A 20,248-nucleotide genomic window follows, 5' to 3' on the forward strand; every position below is an offset into this window, starting at 1 on the left:
AATATGGACACTGATTCGGGTTTACTCGAAAATCAGTGTCCTTTTTCATTATATATGAAGTGCGTACTGCGGTAATCAGGAACAGCAAGGCATTATTGAGCCTGCAACTCGCGTTTATTTAAGTAAATCCAGGAATTCTCTTAGCCTGTTTTCTGTAACATGCTGCATCACAACGATGTGTGATAAATCACCGCCAAGCCGCTCATCGTAATCGGGTGCGAGATTGTACATTTTTGCAATTTCTTCTGATGGGCGTTTGAAATATACTGTATTTGACATAGGCTCAAGCCACGCAGGCCAGCCTATTTTATCAAATTCGCTTTTAAGCCATTCTGCGCGATCAAGAATTTGGGTTGCCTGAGCTGCAAAATCTTCCTTTGTTGTATGATTGATGATCCACCAGAGTTTTATGGGCGATGTTGCTGAACGCGAGCAGTTTATCATGGGCATGGTGGCATTTAAGTAAGACACAGAATATGGATTCTGATTATCCCTTACAGTTCTGGTTGTGATGAAAAGTCCCGAAGGCTCATCCATTCCGAAAAACTTATGGCCACTGATAGCTATAGAGTCATAGGGCTGAATGTTGCGGTTCAAAACATCCTTATATTTTGTATGAGGAAGGTAACCACCGAAAAGCGCTGCATCAATATGTCTGTATACTTCCATCTGAGGATATTTAGCAAGCACAGCATTCAGCTTTTCCTGATCGTCGATACCACCTTTGAAAGTGGTTCCCATGGCATAAACAACAAGCGCCGGTTTGCCGGGAACTAACGCTTTTTCAAATTCTTCGGGAAGTCTAAAAATCAAATAAATAGAGATGTGCATTGCTTAAGGAAAGTTATCGTTGAGCTAAAGAAAACTATGCAGTGGCAGAAATAATTCGTAATGAAAAGTATAACTTGCAATTTGGGATTCAGATTTTGGAGTGCTCTGATTTTTAACATATTTTATGACTTGACTTTTTACAAGATCAAGTTATAATCATTTCTTGTCGTCTATCAGACGAGCGGTATGCGTTCAGCATGCTATTTTCACACAATACTTTATGAATAATGCACCTGAGTATGTTGTGGTGGGGAAGTCATATTCGGTCCATTATTGCTATGTTTTTCAGGAGGAATATGATGCAGAAAACATTGGAAAAAACAGATTTTTTTGAGCAAATCGTGGAAAGAGAAAGGTTTCTCTCAAGTGAAATAATAAAAAGAAAAAAGCGGATTTGTAAGGCGCCGGAAGGAGATCTTAAAATTATTTCCAAAGGTGCTAGAAAGCAGTACTACAGAAGATTAAAGGGTGAGACAAACGGTACATATATCCATAAAAGCGACATTGGACTAATCAGATCTCTGGCACAAAAACGATATGATATGAAATTTGTGGCCGCAGCTGAAGCGGAACTTAAGCCTATCAGAAGCTTTTTGAAAAAATATAATTCTAAGACAAGAGAGGTTTCTGCCGGTTTTACAATAGATATAAAGGATAAGCTTGATTTGGCAGAGATGACGGATGAGGAGTTTTCTGAATCATGGCAGAAAATGGCATTTGTGCCAAAGCCAATAAAGGAGGGCGTTCCTTTTCATATAACAATGAGAGGTGAGCGTGTCAGATCCAAATCAGAAGAGCTGATTGCAAATGCTCTATTTTCAAAGAAAATCCCATATAGATACGAATGTCCTGTGATGATTTATACCGGAGAACTTCGATATCCCGATTTTACAATTCTTAATCCCAAAACCCGCAGAGTGGTTTTTCTTGAGCATCTGGGCAAGGTAGATGATCCCCAATACGTTTCAAAAAATTTAAAAAAGCTGAGAGATTATGAGGAGTCCGGGATATTTCTTGGAGAAGAGCTGCTTGTGACTGCTGAGACGGAGGAAATCCCATTGAATTCCAAGATTATTGAGAAATTTATAGCCAAGCATTTTGGAAGATGATTAGGGCCAAAACATCCAGCACTCACTAAGCCCACCCCAACTCACACTAATCAGTCATATCTAACATAATTTAAAGCAAATTAGATTTTATAAAAAATTCCCAATTACCCCAAAAAACATCCCAAACACCATATACACCAATCGAAAACCATATCAACACAATATCTTGTATGGGTGAGCCTCCCACCGCATAATGGGAGGCTTTTTTGCGCCTAAATCCAGTCAATCAGCCCCTTTGGAGAGGTTGTTAAATTCAAAAAAATGGTATATTATACATGTAGGTGGAGAAAAGTGTCACAAAGTGGTGAAATGTGGTAGATAATAATGGGAAAGGCGTACAAAGGCGAATACAGCCATTCAATCGATGCAAAAGGACGACTGATCATCCCGGCCAAGTTTCGCGATCTGCTAGGAGAACAGTTCGTTGTTACAAAAGGCTTTGATGGATGTCTTTTTGCGTTTGATCAGGAAGGATGGGATGCCTTTGAGGAGAAGCTTAAAGCCCTCCCCATGGATATTAAGGATGCCAGAATGATTGCCAGATTCTTCATGGCAGGTGCCGACGATGTAGAGCTTGATAAGCAGGGAAGAATTCTTCTTAAAGCGAATTGGCTCACGCATGCAGCAATTGATAAGGAAGCAGTTGTGGCAGGTGTCGGAAACCGCGTTGAAATCTGGAGTAAGGAGAAGTGGGAAGATGCTTCCACTTTTGATGATATTGATAGCATCGCGGCAAAAATGAGTGAGTATGGTTTGAGCATCTAAATCGTGCGTTCACAAAATTTTTAAGCCTGACCGCATGCAAGCAGAAACAAGCATTTCAAAACTGTTTAAGGCAGACTCCTGGCACGTAACGTTCTGATACAAAAGAAAGTGAGCAGTATGGAATTCAAACATTACTCAGTGCTTCTTAATGAAGTCATAGAAAATCTGAATATTAATCCAGATGGTATCTATGTGGATGGAACACTGGGCGGTGCCGGTCATTCAAGCCATATTGCCGAGAAGCTTTCCGATAAAGGAAGACTTATCGGAATCGATCAGGATGAAGATGCCATAAAAGCAGCTTCTGAACGACTTAAGCCCTTTGGGGATAAGATAACGATCATCAGAGATAACTATGAGAATGCAATAAGCAGAATAAGAGAACTCGGAATAGAAAAAGTGGATGGAATTCTTCTTGATCTTGGAGTTTCATCGTTTCAGCTGGATAACGAAGAGAGAGGCTTTACCTACAGATTTGACACTCCTCTTGATATGAGAATGGATCAGAGACAGGAACTTACTGCTGCAGATATAGTCAATGATTTCTCGGAGATGGAGATATTCCATATTATTAAGAATTACGGCGAAGATAAATTTGCTAAAAATATAGCAAAGCATATTGTAGCAAGAAGAAGTGAGAAAAGGATTGAAACAACCTTTGAGCTCAACGACATCATCAAGGCTGCGATTCCTGCAAGAATGAGAGAGAAGGGCGGACATCCTTCGAAAAGAACCTACCAGGCACTTAGGATTGCCTGCAACAGAGAGCTTGATGTCCTTGAAAACTCGCTCGATGGAATGATAGATTTTCTCGCTCCGGGTGGAAGGATATGTGTCATCACCTTCCATTCCTTGGAGGACAGAATAGTAAAAAATAACTTTAGAAAGAATGAAAATCCCTGCACCTGCCCGCCTGAGATTCCAATCTGCGTGTGCGGCAAGAAGTCCAAGGGAAAAGTGATAACAAGAAAACCGATATTGCCTTCAGAAGAAGAGCTTTCGGAAAACTCAAGAAGCGCCAGTGCAAAGCTGAGAGTTTTTGAAAGAAGAGAAGAAAAGTAGCAATGGGTATTTTTAGTGTTTGAGGAATAGGTTATGGAAAAGAGATATGTTTACGGTAATACCGCAAGAAAATTAAATAACCCCGGGAGACAGACGAGAAGTGAAATGCCTCTCCACGAGCTCAAACGCACACAGGCTGACAGACGCGCTCACCGCATGAGCTTTGGATATTTGTTATTTTTGTCACTTGCAGTTTTGGCTACAGGTATTATACTAACTTGGTATATTACTCTTCAGTCAGATATCACTTCAAGTGTTAAGGAAGTTTCTAATTTGGAAGCACAGCTTAACACTCTCAGGCAGGACAATGACGAAGCGTATAACAAGGCTGTAAGCAGTCTTGATTTGGAGGAGATTAAGCGTATTGCGATAGGGGAGTACGGTATGACCTATGCAACAGATGGTCAGATCGTGTCATATTCCGGCGGTAGCGGAAACGATTATGTGAGACAGGTGGCTCCCATACCGGATGGAAACTAAATGCTATGAGAACTAAAAGAAGTAAGGCACAAAAATTTACAATAGGAATGAAAAAGAAGCTGTTAGTGCTGTTTATGATAGTACTGACAGCTTTTGTTGGTTTGAGTATCAGATTGATACTTATAAACAGGGACAATGGCAAGGAGTATGAAAAGCAGGTTTTATCCCAGCAAAAGTATGATTCAACAACCATTCCATATAGAAGAGGAGAGATACTTGATGCTAACGGGACCGTACTTGCTTATAGTGAGAAGGTTTATAACATAATCCTTGATGCGAAGCTTATCCTTTCTAAGGAGGAGTACTTAGAGCCCACAGTATCCGCCCTTGTCAGATGCTTTGGCTTTGAGGAAGGCGAGATTAGAAATTACATCACGGACCATCCCGATTCACAGTATTATATTCTGTCAAAACAGCGCAGCTATGATGAAATCAGTGAATTCCAGGGATTAATAACTCCTGGAAGTGAAACCTTTGATCAGCGGATTCAGGGTGTCTGGTTTGAGGAAAACTACATAAGAAAGTATCCAAATGGTTCGATGGCATGTGATGTTATCGGATTTACGACAAGTGATAACAATGGAGTTTTCGGTCTGGAGGAGTATTACAATGATGTCCTCAGCGGAAGTAATGGACGAATTTACGGTTATCTGGATGAGGATTCCAATCTTGAGCGAACCACAATTCCTGCAACTGATGGTAACAGCATTGTTACCACAATAGACGGTAATCTTCAGTCTATTGTTGAGAAGTACCTTCAGGAATTCAATGATACCTACAAGGATGCTTTTCGCGAAGGTAACGGCGCAAATAATATCGGCTGCGTGGTTATGGACGTAAATAATGGTGATGTCCTCGCTATGGCAAGCTATCCTAAGTTTGACCTCAACGATACGAAGAATACCGACAATCTGATCGGAATGCCCAGGGTTGATGAGAGAGGTTTGAAAATAGCAGGCGAGAGCGTGCTTGATTCCGGTGTGTACATCACTCAGGAGATGCTCGATGAGATGAGTGATGAGGAAAAAATGTGGAACTTCAATGCACTTTGGAGAAATTTCTGCATTTCCGATACTTACGAGCCCGGTTCAGTAGCGAAGCCTTTCACGGTTGCTACAGGCATTGAGGCCGGATGCATAACCGGTAATGAAGTCTACGAATGTACAGGTAAGATGGATATAGGCGGACATGAGATTTATTGCCATAACAGATATGGTGATGGAGCTGTGTCGGTTGAAAGAGGTATTGAGATTTCCTGTAACGTAGCTATGATGAAAATTGGACAGGTCATCGGTTCCGATACCTTTGCAAAATTCCAAAAGACATTTGGATTTGGTCTTAAAACAAATATCGATCTTGCGGGTGAAGCCAGAACAGAAGGGCTAACCTATAGCGCAGAGGATATGGGATCATCAGAGCTTGCAACAGGTACCTTCGGACAGGGCTTTAACGTTGATATGATCGAGATGATTTCAGCATTCAGCTCACTTGTAAACGGCGGTAATTTTTACGAGCCTCACGTTGTTAAGAAGATACAGAATTCATCAGGGGCCACAATCAAGAGTATTGAGCCCAGAGTGCTCAGACAGACGATTTCTGAGTCGACATCCAAGAAGATCATCCAGTACTGCAATCAGGTTGTTGCAGGAGAAGAGGGTACTGGTAAAACCGCAAGACCTGCGGGCTATATGATTGGCGGCAAAACAGGAACAGCCGAGACTATTCCGCGTAAGAATCAGCAGTACGTTGTTTCCTTTATGGGATATGCGCCTGCAGATGATCCTAAAATTGCAATTTATGTAGTAGTAGACAGACCTAACGCAAGGGACCAGGCAGATGCCAAGTTTGCTACAAGAGTTGTAAAGAAGGTGCTTACAGAGGCACTTCCTTACCTCAACATACCTATGACTGAGCCTGTGACAGAAGAGGAACAGGCTGAACTGGATGCTCTTCGTGAACAGGAAATCATGATGGCGGCTGCCAAGAAAACAGAAGCTACAGTTGATGAAAACGGCAATCCGCTTCTGGATGAAAACGGTAATCCTATAACTGCTGAGGAAGGCGACATACTACTTGATGAAGATGGCAATCCTGTCCTTGACGAGGATGGTAATCCTGTCATGGTTGATGATGCAGAGGGGGAGGTTTCCGGCGGTGATGCCAGAGGAGAGCTTGGTGAGGACAGTATTTGGGAGAAAATCCCTGAGGATGAAAACACTGAGCCTGTATGGAAGTCGTTTGAAATTGACCCTGAAACGGGGTATTATATTGACCCGGATACAGGTGGTCTTGTCAGTCCTGAGGACGGACATCCGTTAGAGGGCGATGGCCTTCCGGATAACGTTCCTACCGGTACTGGAGAAGAAGGCTACTAATAATCTGGAAGAATTATCGTATATTTTGCAAAAACACAACTGGAATTACACATCATAAAGAATTAAAAGAAGGAATGCTATGAAAGCTAAAGACATAATCGGTAAAAAGGTATTAGTTATTGGAACCGGAATTTCCGGTATTGGAAGCGCAAAGCTCCTTGGAAAGGTTGGAGCAAGTCCGGTCATTTTTGATGAAAATACAAAGGTCACTAAAGAGGCTGTAAAGACTAAGCTCGAGGGCTATGAAGGAGCAGAGCCTGAGATAATAATCGGAGAGCTTCCGGAGGATAAGATAAGCGAGATTGTACTTGTAGTACCAAGTCCCGCAGTTCCTTTGGATTCAGCGCTTATGCTCAGACTGAAAAATGCCGGACTCCCGATTTGGAGTGAGATTGAGCTTGCTTTCAATTTTGCAAAGGGAACTCTGGTTGCCATAACAGGAACCAACGGTAAGACAACGACTACTACACTTGTTGGCGAGATTATGAAGGCGCATTTTGCCTCAACTTATGTTGTTGGTAACATCGGATATTCATATGCTGAAAGAGCTCTTGAAATGACCGATGAGACGGTATCCATAGGCGAGATTAGTAGTTTTCAGCTTGAGGCTGTTGAAAACTTCCATGCGAAGGTTTCAGCTATTTTAAATATCACTCCTGATCATCTGAACAGACATCACACAATGGAATGCTATGCATCCATGAAGGAGAATATTGCAAATAATCAGACGAAGGACGATACCTGCGTACTCAACTATGACAATGAGTATACAAGGGATTTTGGTGAGAGATGCCCTGCACACGTGGTATTCTTTTCATCCTCCCAAAAGCTTTCTGACGGTTTTTATCTCGATGGTGAAGATATTATGCTCGCCAAGGATGGAGATGCCAGGAAGGTTATGAATGTTCACGAAATGAACCTTGTCGGAACCTGTAATTATGAAAATGTTATGGCGGCCATAGCAATGGGGCTTGCCATGGGTGTGCCAATGGAGACTATCCTTGGTGTTGTCCGCTCATTTAAGGCTGTTGAGCATCGTATAGAATTTGTTGCTACCAAGAATGGTGTTGACTATTACAATGATTCAAAGGGTACGAATCCCGATGCTGCCATTCAGGGAATCAAGGCTATGTGTAAGCCCACTTACCTTATTGGCGGAGGATATGACAAGGGCAGCGAATATGATGAGTGGATCGAGGCTTTTGACGGTAAGGTTAAAAAGCTTGTGCTCATCGGAGTTACAAAGGAAAAAATAGCGGAATGTGCTAAAAAGCATGGGTTCAATGATTATATTTTCATGGATACCTATGAAGAGGCATTAAAATTCTGTAGTGATAATGCTGTATCAGGCGAGGCGGTTTTGCTTTCACCTGCATGCGCAAGCTGGGATATGTTCCCAAGCTATGAAGTGAGGGGACAACAGTTCAAAGACTATGTAAATAGTCTGTAAAAGGGGGAATTTTATGGAGACTGCAAGAATGGCAGGATCGGGAAGAGGAAGAATGGCAAGAAATGATTCATTTTCTGCCCGTGGTATGGAAACTGCCAGACCGAAAAAGAAAGTGAAAAAGGAGACATATGTGGACTATAGCATGGTCTTTGTTGTACTGTTTTTGCTTGTATTCGGTCTTGTTATGCTCTATTCAACAAGTTCATATGAGGCTACTCTAAAAAAGCATGATTCCGCATATTATCTAAAGCATCAACTGGTTCCGACTATACTTGGTGTTGGAGTGATGGTTGTGGTATCAAGGATTCCATATCAGTTTTACAAACGTATTTCAACGTTTGTATACGTGCTTTCGATGGTTTTGATACTTCTTGTAAAAACCCCTTGGGGAATGACTATCAATAAAGCTTCAAGATGGATCAAAATCGGCGGCGTTTCGGTTCAGCCTGCGGAAGTTGCAAAGCTCGCAATGATCATAGTTCTTGCAACCTTTATCAGTAAGCTTAGTAAAAATATAACCAATCCAAAAGCTTTCTGGTTGGTACTGGCGGTACCTCTTCCTGTTTGTCTGATGGTTTGGAAGATTACGAGTAATCTTAGTTCGGCAATTATTATATTTGGAATTGCCTTTCTTATGCTGTTTGTTTCAACACCGGGCTATGCGCGGTTTGTTGCTATTGTAGTGGCTGCAGGCGCTGTAGCAGGCGCAGTGATTGCTTTTGTTATCAGAGCAGGTTACCACAGTAACCTTAACTATCGTTTCGCCCGTATTTTTGCATGGCTTGATCCCGAGGCTTATGTGAATGATAAGGGATATCAGACACTTCAATCTCTTTATGCAATAGGCTCAGGCGGACTCTTTGGAAAAGGCCTTGGCGAAAGTATGCAAAAGCTTGGCTTCATTCCTGAGGCGCAAAACGATATGATCTTTTCCATTATCTGCGAAGAGCTCGGTATAGTGGGGGCTATTGCGGTTATGCTTATGTTCATTATCCTGATCTACAGAATGATGGTCATTGCCCAGAATGCACCGGATATGTATGGCGCACTTCTTGTTATTGGCGTTATGGCACATATTTCAATTCAGGTTATTCTAAACATAGCTGTTGTGACCAATACTATTCCCAACACCGGAATCACACTTCCGTTCATAAGCTATGGTGGTACAGCAGTACTTTTCCTTCTCACAGAGATAGGAATTGTGTTTAATGTGGCTAGACATATTGAGGTCTGAGCTGACAGAGGGACCTTTGACACTAAAGTATTTAAGGATTTCTGTTTAAATGGCTAAAAAGAGAAGAAAAGTAAAAAAGAGAAGAATGCATGCTCCTCGAATGAGCTTTGGGGAGCTGTTTTTTCTGCATAAGAGTATTTTTATTTTAGGGGCATTGGCGGTTGTTATCCTGATTGCGGCGCTTTGCGCTTTTTCGTATTTTGCCAAAAACTATACCATCACTAATGTGTATGTTGATGGCAATGTTCACTACTCGGACGAAGAAATCATGAATATGATCATGGTTGATAAGCTCGACAGAAATTCAATCTACCTTTCCCTGAAATACAGGAACAAGGAGGTAACAGGAGTTCCGTTCATTGAGAAGATGGATGTTGAGATACTATCGCCCGACACCATAAGGATCAATGTTTACGAAAAAGCGATAGCGGGATATGTTAAATATCTGGACAGATACATATTCTTTGACAGAGAAGGTATCGTCGTTGAGACATCGGAGCAACCTTCAAGTGAAGTTCCGCTGGTGCTTGGACTTACCTTTGATTACATTGTTTTGCATGAAAAGCTGCCTGTTGAAAATGAGAGCGTCTTTTCTGAGATCCTTGATGTGACACAAGTATTAAAAAAGTATGATCTGAGTGCAGATAAAATATTTTTTGATAGTAATTTTCATTTATATATTTATTTTGAAAATGTTGAAGTCAGTCTTGGAACTAATGACAACATAGATGAAAAAGTTATACAATTACAATACATTTTGCCGAAACTCCAGGGAAAAAGCGGTATTCTGGAAATGTCAGAATATGATTCAAATACTCAGAACATTACTTTTGAAGAGAAAAATTAAAATTCTAGGTTGTAAATTATATAAAATAATTATAAAATGCTTTGTAGGAGTTTTAGGTTATGAAGGAGGAGCACTATCTTGCTTGAACTAAAGTCGAATGAGGCAGAATCCGGTGCCAAAATCATTGTTGTTGGGGTTGGCGGTGCAGGAAATAACGCTGTAAATAGAATGGTAGAAGAAAATATTTCCGGTGTAGAATTCATCGGAATTAATACAGATAAGCAGGCTTTGCAGCTTTGCAAAGCTCCTAAGCTTCTTCAGATTGGTGAGAAGCTTACCAAGGGTCTTGGTGCAGGAGCTAAGCCTGAAATCGGTCAGAAGGCCGCTGAGGAGAGCCAGGAAGAGATTTCTGCAGCTCTTAAAGGCGCTGACATGGTTTTTGTAACTTGCGGAATGGGTGGTGGTACCGGTACAGGTGCAGCTCCCGTTGTTGCTAAACTTGCAAAAGATATGGGTATTCTTACCGTAGGTGTAGTTACCAAGCCTTTCGCATTCGAGGCTCGCGTACGTATGCAGAACGCACTTGCCGGTATCAATACAATTAAGAACAACGTTGATACTCTTATAGTTATTCCTAACGATAAGCTGCTTCAGATTGTTGACAGACGTACAACAATGCCCGATGCTCTTAAGAAGGCTGATGAGGTTCTTCAGCAGGCAGTACAGGGTATTACAGATCTGATCAATGTACCTGCAGTTATTAACCTTGACTTCGCTGATGTTCAGACAGTTATGAAGGATAAGGGAATTGCTCATATCGGTATCGGTTCCGGTAAGGGTGATGATAAGGCTGCAGATGCTGTTAAGATGGCGGTTGAGTCTCCTCTTCTTGAGACTAAGATTGACGGAGCATCCAATGTTATCATCAATGTATCCGGTGATATCACACTTATGGACGCTTCAACAGCTTCAGACTATATCAGAAATCTCGCAGGAGATGATGTTAATATCATATTTGGTGCTATGTATGATGAGTCAATGGCTGATACCTGCAATATCACAGTTATTGCTACAGGTATTGATGATAAGGCTAATCCGGCACCTATTCAGAAACCGGTTTCACAGCCTGTTCATAATCCTCAGACAGCAGTTCCTACTGCTACTCAGGTTACACCTACAGCAATGCCTCAGGCTCAGGTACAGCCTCAGGTACAGATTACTCCGGAGCCTACAATTGATACTTTAACATCACGTGCAGCTCAGGTTGTTCAGACTCCGAAGCCTCAGATTTCACAGCCTGTTCAGAGACCTACAGCAGGACTTAATCGTACTCCTGAGGTTAGAAGCTCTGTAGAAGCTAAGAGTCTTAAAATACCGGATTTCTTACAGAAAAAATAATATATGAGTTTTCAGAACAGCCACTTGATTATCAGGTGGCTGTTTTTTTCTGCTTTTTCCCTGTTTTACGCGAGATTCTGCATTTTTTTGTGGATAATTGCGTTTAAGAATGTTACAATAACTTGTGTGGGTTATTTTTCTGAGCCCAAAATGTTGTAATTTGTCTAAATGGTTACATATCTATAATTTTTTATGTGCTTGAAGCACAGAAAGGTTATCATTATGAAGTGTCCTTTTTGCGGTAAAGACAACACTCGTGTAATTGATTCAAGACCTGCGGATGAAAACACATCCATCAGACGCAGACGTGTCTGTGATTCCTGCGGTAAAAGGTTTACGACCTATGAGAAGGTTGAGACAATACCTCTCATCGTTATCAAGAAGGATAATAATCGTGAGCCCTATAATCGTGCGAAGATAGAGGCAGGTGTGCTCAGAGCGTGTCATAAGAGACCTGTAAGTGCTCAGCAGATTACAAGTATTGTCGATGCTGTAGAGACAGAGGTGTTTAATCTTGAGCAGAAGGAGATTCCCAGTCGTGTAATCGGAGAGCTCTGCATGGATAAGATGAAAAATCTCGATCCTGTTGCTTATGTAAGATTCGCATCAGTATATCGTGAATTTAAGGATGTAAATACTTTCATGGATGAACTTAAGATTGTTCTTGAGAAGGAAGAAGAGGGAGTTATAACCGATTCTACGGATAAAAATACACCTCTGTTAAAATAAGCAGATTGCCTGATCCTTTATTCAGCTTTTTATTGACATCCCATATATCTATCCGTATAGTTTTATTTATCTCGAAAACTAAATAAACAAAGGAAGGATTGTAACATGATAAAAAAAGGTATTGGAAGGAGAGGACTTTCTACTCTTTTGGTTGTGTTAACGACACTGACTCTTACTATGAGCGGATGCTCAGGTAAAAAGGCAGAGGATTCTACTGCGGATGTGATTAATGCTACCGGATCAACCAGTTCTGATAAGGACGGTAAAACGGAATCAGCTGATAGCACTGCAGCTTCAGATAATCTTTCTAAGATTACCATTGGTATCCCGCAGGATATTGACAGCTTGGACCCGCACACCGCTCAGGCGGCCGGAACCAGAGAAGTGCTGTTTAATATTTTCGAGGGACTTGTTAAGCCAGATCAGGATGGTAATCTTAATCCTGCCATAGCCAGCGAGTATTCAATTTCTGAAGATGGAAAGACTTATACCTTTAAATTAAGAGATGGAGTCAAGTTCCACGACGGTTCCACGGTTACGGCGGAGGATGTCAAATATTCGATCGAGCGTAATGCCGGTACCGATGGAACAGATCCGTTGATATCGGCATTTTCTAATATTGAGAGTGTTGAGATTGCGGATGATTCCACAATAGTAATGACTCTTAAGGAAGCAGACACAGAGTTTTTGGCCTACATGACAGTTGCCATTATCCCTGCTTCAAATAAGGATACTGAGGGTAATCCTATAGGAACAGGCCCGTATAAGTTTGTATCCCGTTCACCTCAGGAAAACGTAATACTTACAAAGTTTGATGATTATTGGGGAGAACCGGCATATATTAAGGACATAACACTTAAGGTTGAGGCGAATGCTGATTCAATCGTCATGGACCTTGAGGGCGGATCTGTTGATATGTTCGCAAGAGTGACATCAGCTCAGATGTCTCAGCTCTCAGATAAGTTTGCTGTTTATGAGGGTACAATGAATCTTGTACAGGCTCTGTATCTTAACAATGCAGAAGCACCTTTTGATAATGAGCTTGTTCGTAAGGCACTCTGCTATGCAATCAGCCCGCAGGAGATCATGGACTTCGTATCTGACGGCAAAGGAACTGAGATCGGAAGTAGTATGTTCCCTTCATTTGGTAAGTACTTTGATGCCAGCCTTAATGAAACATATAACCAGGATGTGAATAAGGCTAAGGAACTACTTGCAGAAGCCGGTTATCCGAATGGATTCAGTTTTACAATAACTGTTCCGTCAAACTACACACAGCACGTTGATACAGCGCAGGTTCTTGTGGAGGAGTTTAAGCAGATAGGTGTAAACGCTACTATTCAGGAAGTAGAATGGAATTCATGGCTCGATGACGTTTATACTAATCGTAACTTCCAGTCAACGGTTATCGGTGTAGATGCATCAACACTTACCGCTTATGCACTGCTTAGCAGATTTAGATCTGATGCACACAACAACTTCATCAACTACAATAGTGCAGATTATGATGCAGCATTTGATAAAGCTGTGAAGGCAGCTGATGATGCTGAAAAGACAAAGTATTATAAAGAGTGTGAGAGGATACTTTCTGAGACGGCAGCAAATGTCTACATTCAGGATCTTCCCGAATTTGTAGTACTTAACAAGAAATTTACAGGATATACTTTCTATCCTATGTACGCGCAGGATTATTCAAAGCTTAAGCCTGCGTCCTAAAAAGAAAAAATAGATATTACGAGGAACACGCATATGAGATATATATTGAAAAAAGTTTTGAGCATGGTGCTGACTTTATTCGTTGTATCTTTGTGCGTGTTCCTTGCTTTTAGTCTGATTCCGGGAGATCCGGTAACAAGAATGTTCGGAACAGAGGCTACACCTGAGCTTATAGCTCAGTATAGAGAAAAGATGGGCTTAAATGACCCGATTCTTGTAAGATATTTTCGATGGTTTGTTGCATTTTTACAGGGAGATATGGGAATTTCCTACGACTACAAGATTCCGGTAACAGGAATGCTCGCAGAGAAAATCCCGATCACATTTACTCTTGCGATAATGTCTTTTGCAATCATGGTTATTATCTCAATCCCTCTTGGTATTTATACTGCCAAATATGAGAATGGAATAATCGATCATGTTATTTCAGTCATCAATCAGATAATTATGGCGATTCCGCCGTTTTTCTCAGGAATACTACTGACCTTCGTTTTCGGAGTGATTCTGAGAGTATTTCAGCCGGGCGGTTTTGTTTCATATACAGTAGATTTTGAAAAATTCTTAAAATACCTGATACTTCCGGCATTTGCTATAGCGCTACCCAAGGCTGCGATGGCAACGAAGCTGCTCCGCGGATCAGTAATCGATGAAGCCGGGAAGGACTATACCAGAACGGCTTACAGCCGAGGTAATACTACCAATGGTGTTCTTTACAGACATGTTTTAAAGAATGCCATGATACCTGTAGTGACCTTTATGGGAATGGCCCTTGCTGATATGGTCGCAGGAAGTATAGTTATTGAGCAGGTTTTCGGAATTCCGGGAATCAGCCGCATACTCCTTTCGTCAATTAACAACAGAGATTATCCTGTAGTTGAAGCTATTATCATGGGAATAGCTATCATAGTACTGGTCATAAATCTTCTTGTTGATATCATTTATAGAATTATTAATCCCAGAATCGAGGTGGAGAGCTAATGAAGAGGTTTCTTTCACTTTTCAAAAAGAATAAAGCCACCGGAGAGAGGAATACCTACCTGCTTATGGGCGTCATTCTGACGGGACTGATCCTTTTAATGGTAATAGTCGGATTGTTTTATACTCCCTACGACCCGACAAAAATGGATGCATCAGCTAAGATGCAGGGCATATCCCTAAGACATATCATGGGTACGGATAACATGGGCCGAGATGTCTTTAGCAGAGTTATGTATGGAAGCAGAATTACCGTTGTGATCGCAACGTTCACTATTATCATCGGCGCTGGCGTAGGTACAATTATCGGTGCACTTGCCGGATATTACGGCGGAATGTTCGGAGAGGTCACTATGAGAATAATTGATGCAATGCTGGCATTTCCAAGCATCCTGCTTTCATTGGTTTTTGTGAGTCTCTTTGGAACCGGCATGTACCAGGTCGCAGTCGCTCTTGGAATTTCATTCATTCCAAGCTTTGCCCGTATTGTAAGAGGTGAATTCTTAAGATGCCGCAACATGGATTATGTTGAGGTGGCAAGGCTCCAGGGTGTGTCTGACATCAGAATTATTTTTGTTCATATATTACCCAACATCGTTGGAGTATTGTTGTCATCGGTAATGATAGGCTTTAACAACGCTGTGCTTGCCGAAGCAGGCCTCAGCTTTTTGGGAATAGGCTCACAGCCTCCCTATGCAAGTCTTGGAAAAATGCTTTCGGATGCACAGAGCTATCTTTTTAAAAGACCCAGCTATGTTATCAGTATAGGTCTTGTTATTGTACTGATGGTTTTGGGATTTTCATTCCTTGGAGAGGGAATAAAAAGAATACCGGAGAATAAATAATGGTGGTCTTGGGTTTTGCCACCAAAAGAGGAATTATGGATGGGAAATATAATTCTTGATGTTACGGATCTTCATATAGAGTTTCATGATCACGATTTACCGGAGACAGTGGTTGAGGACTTTGACCTGATGCTTGAGGCCGGTGAGATTGTTGGAATAGTTGGCGAATCAGGTTCCGGAAAAAGCATGAGCGCCCTTGCCATAGCAGGTCTTTTGAAAAGGCATGCACTTACTAAAAAGGGTAAGATCATGTTTGATGGTACTGATCTTTTATCATGTGACAGAAAGACGCTTAGGTCATATCAGGGTGATGAGATTTCAATGATTTTTCAGGAGCCGATGACCTCACTTAATCCTGTGAAAAAGATTGGATGGCAGGTTGAGGAATCTTTAAGAATACATCATAAAGAGATTGATAAGAAGGAGAGAAAGCGCCGGGCGATTGAAATGATGGAGGCAGTTGGGCTAAGGGATGCGGAACATGTATACAACATGTATCCCCATGAACTATCTGGCGGAATGCGGCAGAGAGTTATGATCGCTGCAGCCATGATAGGAGAGCCGAAGATTCTTATCGCTGATGAGCCTACAACAGCTCTTGACGTGACTATTCAGGCGCAGATAGTAAATCTTCTTAGACAGATGAACAAAGACAAGGGAACAGCGATTATATTCATTTCTCACGATCTGTCTTTGATAAGGCAGTTGTGCCAAAGAGTTATAGTTATGCAGAAGGGTAACATAGTTGAGAACGGAAATGTTGAAGATATTTTCAGGAAGCCTCAGATGGGATATACAAGAAAGCTTATTGCAGCAATTCCGCAGATCAATCTTTCTTAAGAGAGTTCAGAGAGACATCGGCTGAATAATTCAGCTGATATTGGGATATTTTATATGGAACAGGAAAAAGTGATTCAGGCAAAAGACCTGAAGGTTTACTACAAAGATCATAAAAAGAATCCACTTAGCAGGCAGCACAGGAAGCAGGTTCTTAAAGGTGTTACTCTCGATATATACGAGGGTGAGATACTCGGGATTGCGGGTGAGTCCGGCTGCGGGAAGTCGACTTTTGCCAAGGCTATTGTAGGAATGAATAAGGATATTGAGGGAGAGCTTATCCAGAAATACGGTGATCCTCAGATGGTTTTTCAGGATCCCTATTCATCTCTTAATCCTTCAAAGAAGATCGGATGGCTTCTCGAGGAACCTCTAAAAGCTGATAAAACCAGAACCTGGACTAAGGAAGAGCGAAAAAAGAGAGCGAAGGAAATCCTGAAGGCGATTGGCCTTCAGGAGAATATTTTGGACAGATATCCTTCTCAGCTCTCAGGCGGGCAAAGACAGAGGGTCAGCATTGGTGTTGCACTGATGAAATCACCGAAGATTCTTATTGCCGATGAGCCTGTATCGGCGCTGGATGTTACCATTCAGGCTCAGATTCTTGAACTATTACAGGAACTCCATAGAGAGATGGGAATTACAATCCTTTTCATATCTCATGATCTTAGGGTTATATATCAGATATGTGATCATGTCGCAGTAATGCATGAGGGGATAATTAAAGAATACGGTGTTCCGAAAGATGTTTATAAAAATCCCAAAAGTGAATATACAATGCAGCTTTTAGAAGCGGCCGGAATCAGATAATAGAGAAAAGTTTTGCCATTCTCTAATGAATCTTTAACTTCATGCCGAAATATTACTCGATTGAAATTTGATTGTAATAGAGCTCCGATTCATGTATGATAACATGGTATGAGAAAGGAGGGGGCATGAGGATTGATGGAAGAGGCGATGCTGTTCTTAGCAAAGTCTATCAAGAGGCCATCACTTCACCGGATAAGGTTCAGGGGGTAAGACCACAGCAGGCACCGCAGCCTAGGGGGAATGAAGGCGCACCTGTAAAGGAAACAGTTTCTGAGGAGATAAAAAGAACTCCACGCAGAAATTCGAACATCAGCGATATCAAGGTCTCATTGGGGAATAGAGACGATTCGCTTGTAGGACTTTCCAATCTTGGAGGGATACAGTCGAATGTGATGCGCAAGGCAGTTTCCGATATGCAGAAAGATTCCGTTTTACATGAATATCAGTACTTTGTGGGAAGCGGAGCAGTTAATAACAGATATATGACTAAAGGTTCTGATGTCATCATGAATGATGAGGATGGACTTGTAGTACGAAAATAATTTCATGGTTAACGTAATTAACCGGTATAAAGATTATTGAAGCAAAAAGGGTAGGAAAAAGGGTTTTTCCTACTCTTTCTTTTGTGTTATAGTTTTCTCTATGAGACATTTACTATATCCGAGCGAGACCTCGGAATCAACTTATTCAATTCCATTTGACAGATTTTATGATGAGGGCTTCAGGGGAGTTATCTTTGATATTGATAACACTCTGGTTCCGCATGGTGCGCCTGCGGATGAACGCGCGATTGAGCTCTTTGAGAAGCTTCATGAGCTTGGTTATAAGACTATTCTTCTTTCGAACAATAAAGAGCCAAGAGTAAGCCCGTTTGCTCAGGCGGTGGAGTCGGAATATATCTATAAGGCCGGAAAACCGCTTCTTAAAGGTTATCTAAAGGCTATGGATATGATGGGGACTACCCCGGAGAATACTCTTTTTGTGGGAGATCAGATTTTCACTGATGTCTGGGGAGCAAACAGGGCCGGAATTCATACTATTCTTGTTGATCAGATCGATAAGAAGGAAGAGATTCAGATTATTCTGAAGAGAAGGCTCGAAGCAATCGTGCTTCTTTTTTACAGAATCCATCTTAAGAGAAACGCAGACTGATAGCTCAGGTAATACATACGGAGGAAGATATGGCAAAAGATATAAAGGGGACCACGAGAGTTTGCGGACTTATAGGCAATCCTGTTCATCATACAATGTCACCGGCAATTCATAACACTCTTAATGAGCTTACGGATACCGACATGGTATATGTACCGTTTGAAGTTAAAGAGAATGATGTTGAAGCTGCTATCAGAGGGGCACTTGCCCTTGATCTGCTTGGACTCAATGTGACTATTCCGCACAAAAGTGCCGTTATTCCTCATCTTAAGGAAATAGATGATGTTGCAGGCAGGATTGGCGCTGTCAATACGCTTGTAAGAACAGCTGATGGAACCGGCTTTAAGGGCTACAACACTGATTATACGGGACTTCTCAGATCACTTCAGGAGAAGAATACTAATTTAGCAGGCGAATCTGTTGTGATACTCGGGGCAGGAGGCGTTGCAAGACCGGCAGCTTTTCTATGTGCTAATGAAGGTGCGAAGGAGATATTCGTACTTAACAGAACCTTTGAGAGGGCAGAGCAGCTTTGCAGCGATGTGAACACTTATGCGGGAAAAGAGCTTGCGATTCCCATGGAGCTTAGCGCTTACAAAGAGCTTCCGGTAGATAGAAAGTACATATGCCTGCAGATGACGCAGGTGGGGCTCTATCCCGATTCTGATAAGGCGGTGATCGAGGATCCTGAATTTTATAAAATGGTTAAGATCGGTTTTGATGCGGTTTACAGACCATTGACCACCAGATTTTTACAGTATTGCCGTGATGCCGGAGCTGTATGTGTATCAGGACTTAAGATGCTTTTGTATCAGGGTGTTGATGCATATGAAAAATGGAACAATATCACTGTGAGTCCCAAGGAATGTGAGTTTGTTTACGGCAAGCTTCTTTCTGAGCTCCTTGAGGGCAGGAACATTGTGCTTACCGGCTTTATGGGAAGTGGTAAGAGTTCAGTCGGTAAGGAACTTTGCAGGATACTTGGATATGAAATGATTGATACTGACGCCGAAATAGAGAAGGAGCAGAATACCTCAATAAGCCAAATCTTTGATACCCTGGGAGAAGAGGCGTTCAGGGATATGGAAACCGATTATGTGAAGAGGCTTTCGGAGGGACAAAGAAGCCGTACGCTACTCTCTGTTGGTGGAGGACTTCCTGTCAGGGAGGAAAACCGCAGATATTTACATGAGTTTGGAGCTGTTATTTTTCTGAAGGCTACACCGGAGACTGTTTACGATAGAGTAAAGGATGATGATTCAAGGCCGCTACTCAGGGCGGAGGATGTACTTGAGAGAATTAAGGAAATTCAGGAGCAGCGCAGGCCTGTTTACTCCGCGGCAGCTGATATCGAAATAGATACCGACTCTAAGAGTCTTAATGATATTGCATCTGAGATAATAGAGATGCTTTTGTGAGGAGCTTTGTATGAAAATACTTGTAATCAATGGACCCAATTTGAATTTTCTTGGAATAAGAGAGAAGAGTGTGTATGGCAATGAAGATTATGATTATCTTCTTGGAATGATCAGTGAGAAGGCCAAAAGCACGGGCGCTGATATAGAGGTGTGGCAGTCGAATCACGAAGGAGCCATCATCGATAAGCTTCAGGAGGCTTATTTTAACGGTACCGAAGCTATTGTAATTAACCCTGGTGCTTACACACATTACAGCTATGCTATACATGATGCTC

General features: G+C 41.7%; 20 protein-coding genes. 19 read left to right on the plus strand and 1 reads right to left on the minus strand.

Annotated elements, in window-relative coordinates; genetic code table 11:
* Window positions 1-114: 114 nt before the first annotated feature.
* Entirely contained in the window at window positions 115-813 is a 699-nt protein-coding gene (locus tag G586_RS22795; RefSeq protein ID WP_196811592.1) for a pyridoxal-dependent decarboxylase, read from the minus strand.
* Between the two features lie 317 nt (window positions 814-1,130).
* On the opposite strand from G586_RS22795, the gene G586_RS24990 reads away from it, so the two are divergent.
* From G586_RS24990 to G586_RS0111775, 19 genes are all read left to right on the plus strand, one after another.
* On the plus strand, window positions 1,131-1,940 hold the full coding sequence (locus tag G586_RS24990; RefSeq protein WP_051204754.1) for a hypothetical protein: 810 nt from the start codon (window positions 1,131-1,133) through the stop codon (window positions 1,938-1,940).
* Window positions 1,941-2,264: 324 nt separating this feature from the next.
* Window positions 2,265-2,705 (plus strand): division/cell wall cluster transcriptional repressor MraZ, encoded by a 441-nt coding sequence (gene mraZ, locus G586_RS0111690; RefSeq protein ID WP_035773129.1) that lies wholly within the window; start codon window positions 2,265-2,267, stop codon window positions 2,703-2,705.
* Between the two features lie 117 nt (window positions 2,706-2,822).
* The gene (gene rsmH, locus G586_RS0111695) at window positions 2,823-3,767 is read left to right on the plus strand and encodes a 16S rRNA (cytosine(1402)-N(4))-methyltransferase RsmH (RefSeq protein WP_026527903.1); all 945 of its coding nucleotides are present in this window, start codon (window positions 2,823-2,825) and stop codon (window positions 3,765-3,767) included.
* Window positions 3,768-3,800: 33 nt separating this feature from the next.
* Window positions 3,801-4,247 carry a cell division protein FtsL gene (locus G586_RS0111700; protein ID WP_026527904.1) on the plus strand — a complete coding sequence of 149 codons (447 nt, stop codon included), beginning with the start codon at window positions 3,801-3,803 and terminating at the stop codon, window positions 4,245-4,247.
* A gap of 5 nt (window positions 4,248-4,252) precedes the next feature.
* A complete protein-coding gene (locus G586_RS22805; protein ID WP_035773132.1) occupies window positions 4,253-6,622 on the plus strand; it encodes a peptidoglycan D,D-transpeptidase FtsI family protein in 2,370 nt (789 codons plus the stop codon).
* A gap of 79 nt (window positions 6,623-6,701) precedes the next feature.
* A complete protein-coding gene (murD, locus tag G586_RS0111710; RefSeq protein ID WP_035773134.1) occupies window positions 6,702-8,072 on the plus strand; it encodes a UDP-N-acetylmuramoyl-L-alanine--D-glutamate ligase in 1,371 nt (456 codons plus the stop codon).
* 28 nt (window positions 8,073-8,100) lie between these two features.
* Window positions 8,101-9,306 (plus strand): peptidoglycan glycosyltransferase FtsW, encoded by a 1,206-nt coding sequence (locus G586_RS0111715; RefSeq protein ID WP_081674337.1) that lies wholly within the window; start codon window positions 8,101-8,103, stop codon window positions 9,304-9,306.
* A gap of 49 nt (window positions 9,307-9,355) precedes the next feature.
* Window positions 9,356-10,153 carry a cell division protein FtsQ/DivIB gene (locus G586_RS0111720; RefSeq protein WP_026527907.1) on the plus strand — a complete coding sequence of 266 codons (798 nt, stop codon included), beginning with the start codon at window positions 9,356-9,358 and terminating at the stop codon, window positions 10,151-10,153.
* A gap of 78 nt (window positions 10,154-10,231) precedes the next feature.
* Window positions 10,232-11,491 carry a cell division protein FtsZ gene (ftsZ, locus tag G586_RS0111725; RefSeq protein ID WP_026527908.1) on the plus strand — a complete coding sequence of 420 codons (1,260 nt, stop codon included), beginning with the start codon at window positions 10,232-10,234 and terminating at the stop codon, window positions 11,489-11,491.
* A gap of 222 nt (window positions 11,492-11,713) precedes the next feature.
* On the plus strand, window positions 11,714-12,220 hold the full coding sequence (nrdR, locus tag G586_RS22810; protein WP_035773135.1) for a transcriptional regulator NrdR: 507 nt from the start codon (window positions 11,714-11,716) through the stop codon (window positions 12,218-12,220).
* Between the two features lie 105 nt (window positions 12,221-12,325).
* Window positions 12,326-13,936, plus strand: coding sequence for an ABC transporter substrate-binding protein (locus G586_RS0111735; RefSeq protein WP_026527909.1), 1,611 nt, complete (start codon window positions 12,326-12,328; stop codon window positions 13,934-13,936).
* A 45-nt stretch (window positions 13,937-13,981) separates the two neighbouring features.
* The gene (locus tag G586_RS0111740; RefSeq protein WP_330363272.1) at window positions 13,982-14,914 is read left to right on the plus strand and encodes an ABC transporter permease; all 933 of its coding nucleotides are present in this window, start codon (window positions 13,982-13,984) and stop codon (window positions 14,912-14,914) included.
* Window positions 14,914-15,756 carry an ABC transporter permease gene (locus G586_RS22815; protein ID WP_051204755.1) on the plus strand — a complete coding sequence of 281 codons (843 nt, stop codon included), beginning with the start codon at window positions 14,914-14,916 and terminating at the stop codon, window positions 15,754-15,756. The genes G586_RS0111740 and G586_RS22815 overlap by 1 nt, the downstream gene beginning before the upstream one ends.
* A gap of 39 nt (window positions 15,757-15,795) precedes the next feature.
* Window positions 15,796-16,596: an ABC transporter ATP-binding protein gene (locus tag G586_RS22820; protein ID WP_051204756.1), complete on the plus strand. Its 801-nt coding sequence runs from the start codon at window positions 15,796-15,798 to the stop codon at window positions 16,594-16,596.
* A gap of 54 nt (window positions 16,597-16,650) precedes the next feature.
* Entirely contained in the window at window positions 16,651-17,403 is a 753-nt protein-coding gene (locus tag G586_RS0111755; RefSeq protein WP_026527911.1) for an ABC transporter ATP-binding protein, read from the plus strand.
* 125 nt (window positions 17,404-17,528) lie between these two features.
* Complete coding sequence (locus G586_RS0111760; protein WP_026527912.1) at window positions 17,529-17,945, plus strand: hypothetical protein; 417 nt, start codon at window positions 17,529-17,531, stop codon at window positions 17,943-17,945.
* A 100-nt stretch (window positions 17,946-18,045) separates the two neighbouring features.
* Window positions 18,046-18,555, plus strand: coding sequence for a YqeG family HAD IIIA-type phosphatase (locus G586_RS0111765; protein ID WP_026527913.1), 510 nt, complete (start codon window positions 18,046-18,048; stop codon window positions 18,553-18,555).
* Window positions 18,556-18,584: 29 nt separating this feature from the next.
* Complete coding sequence (locus tag G586_RS26595) at window positions 18,585-19,973, plus strand: shikimate kinase (RefSeq protein WP_196811593.1); 1,389 nt, start codon at window positions 18,585-18,587, stop codon at window positions 19,971-19,973.
* A 10-nt stretch (window positions 19,974-19,983) separates the two neighbouring features.
* Window positions 19,984-20,248, plus strand: a 265-nt coding sequence (locus tag G586_RS0111775; protein ID WP_026527915.1) for a type II 3-dehydroquinate dehydratase, incomplete at its 3' end; no start/stop codon positions are given.

The sequence above is a fragment of the Butyrivibrio sp. VCD2006 genome, from assembly GCF_000423925.1.
Classification (GTDB): Bacteria; Bacillota; Clostridia; order Lachnospirales; family Lachnospiraceae; genus Butyrivibrio.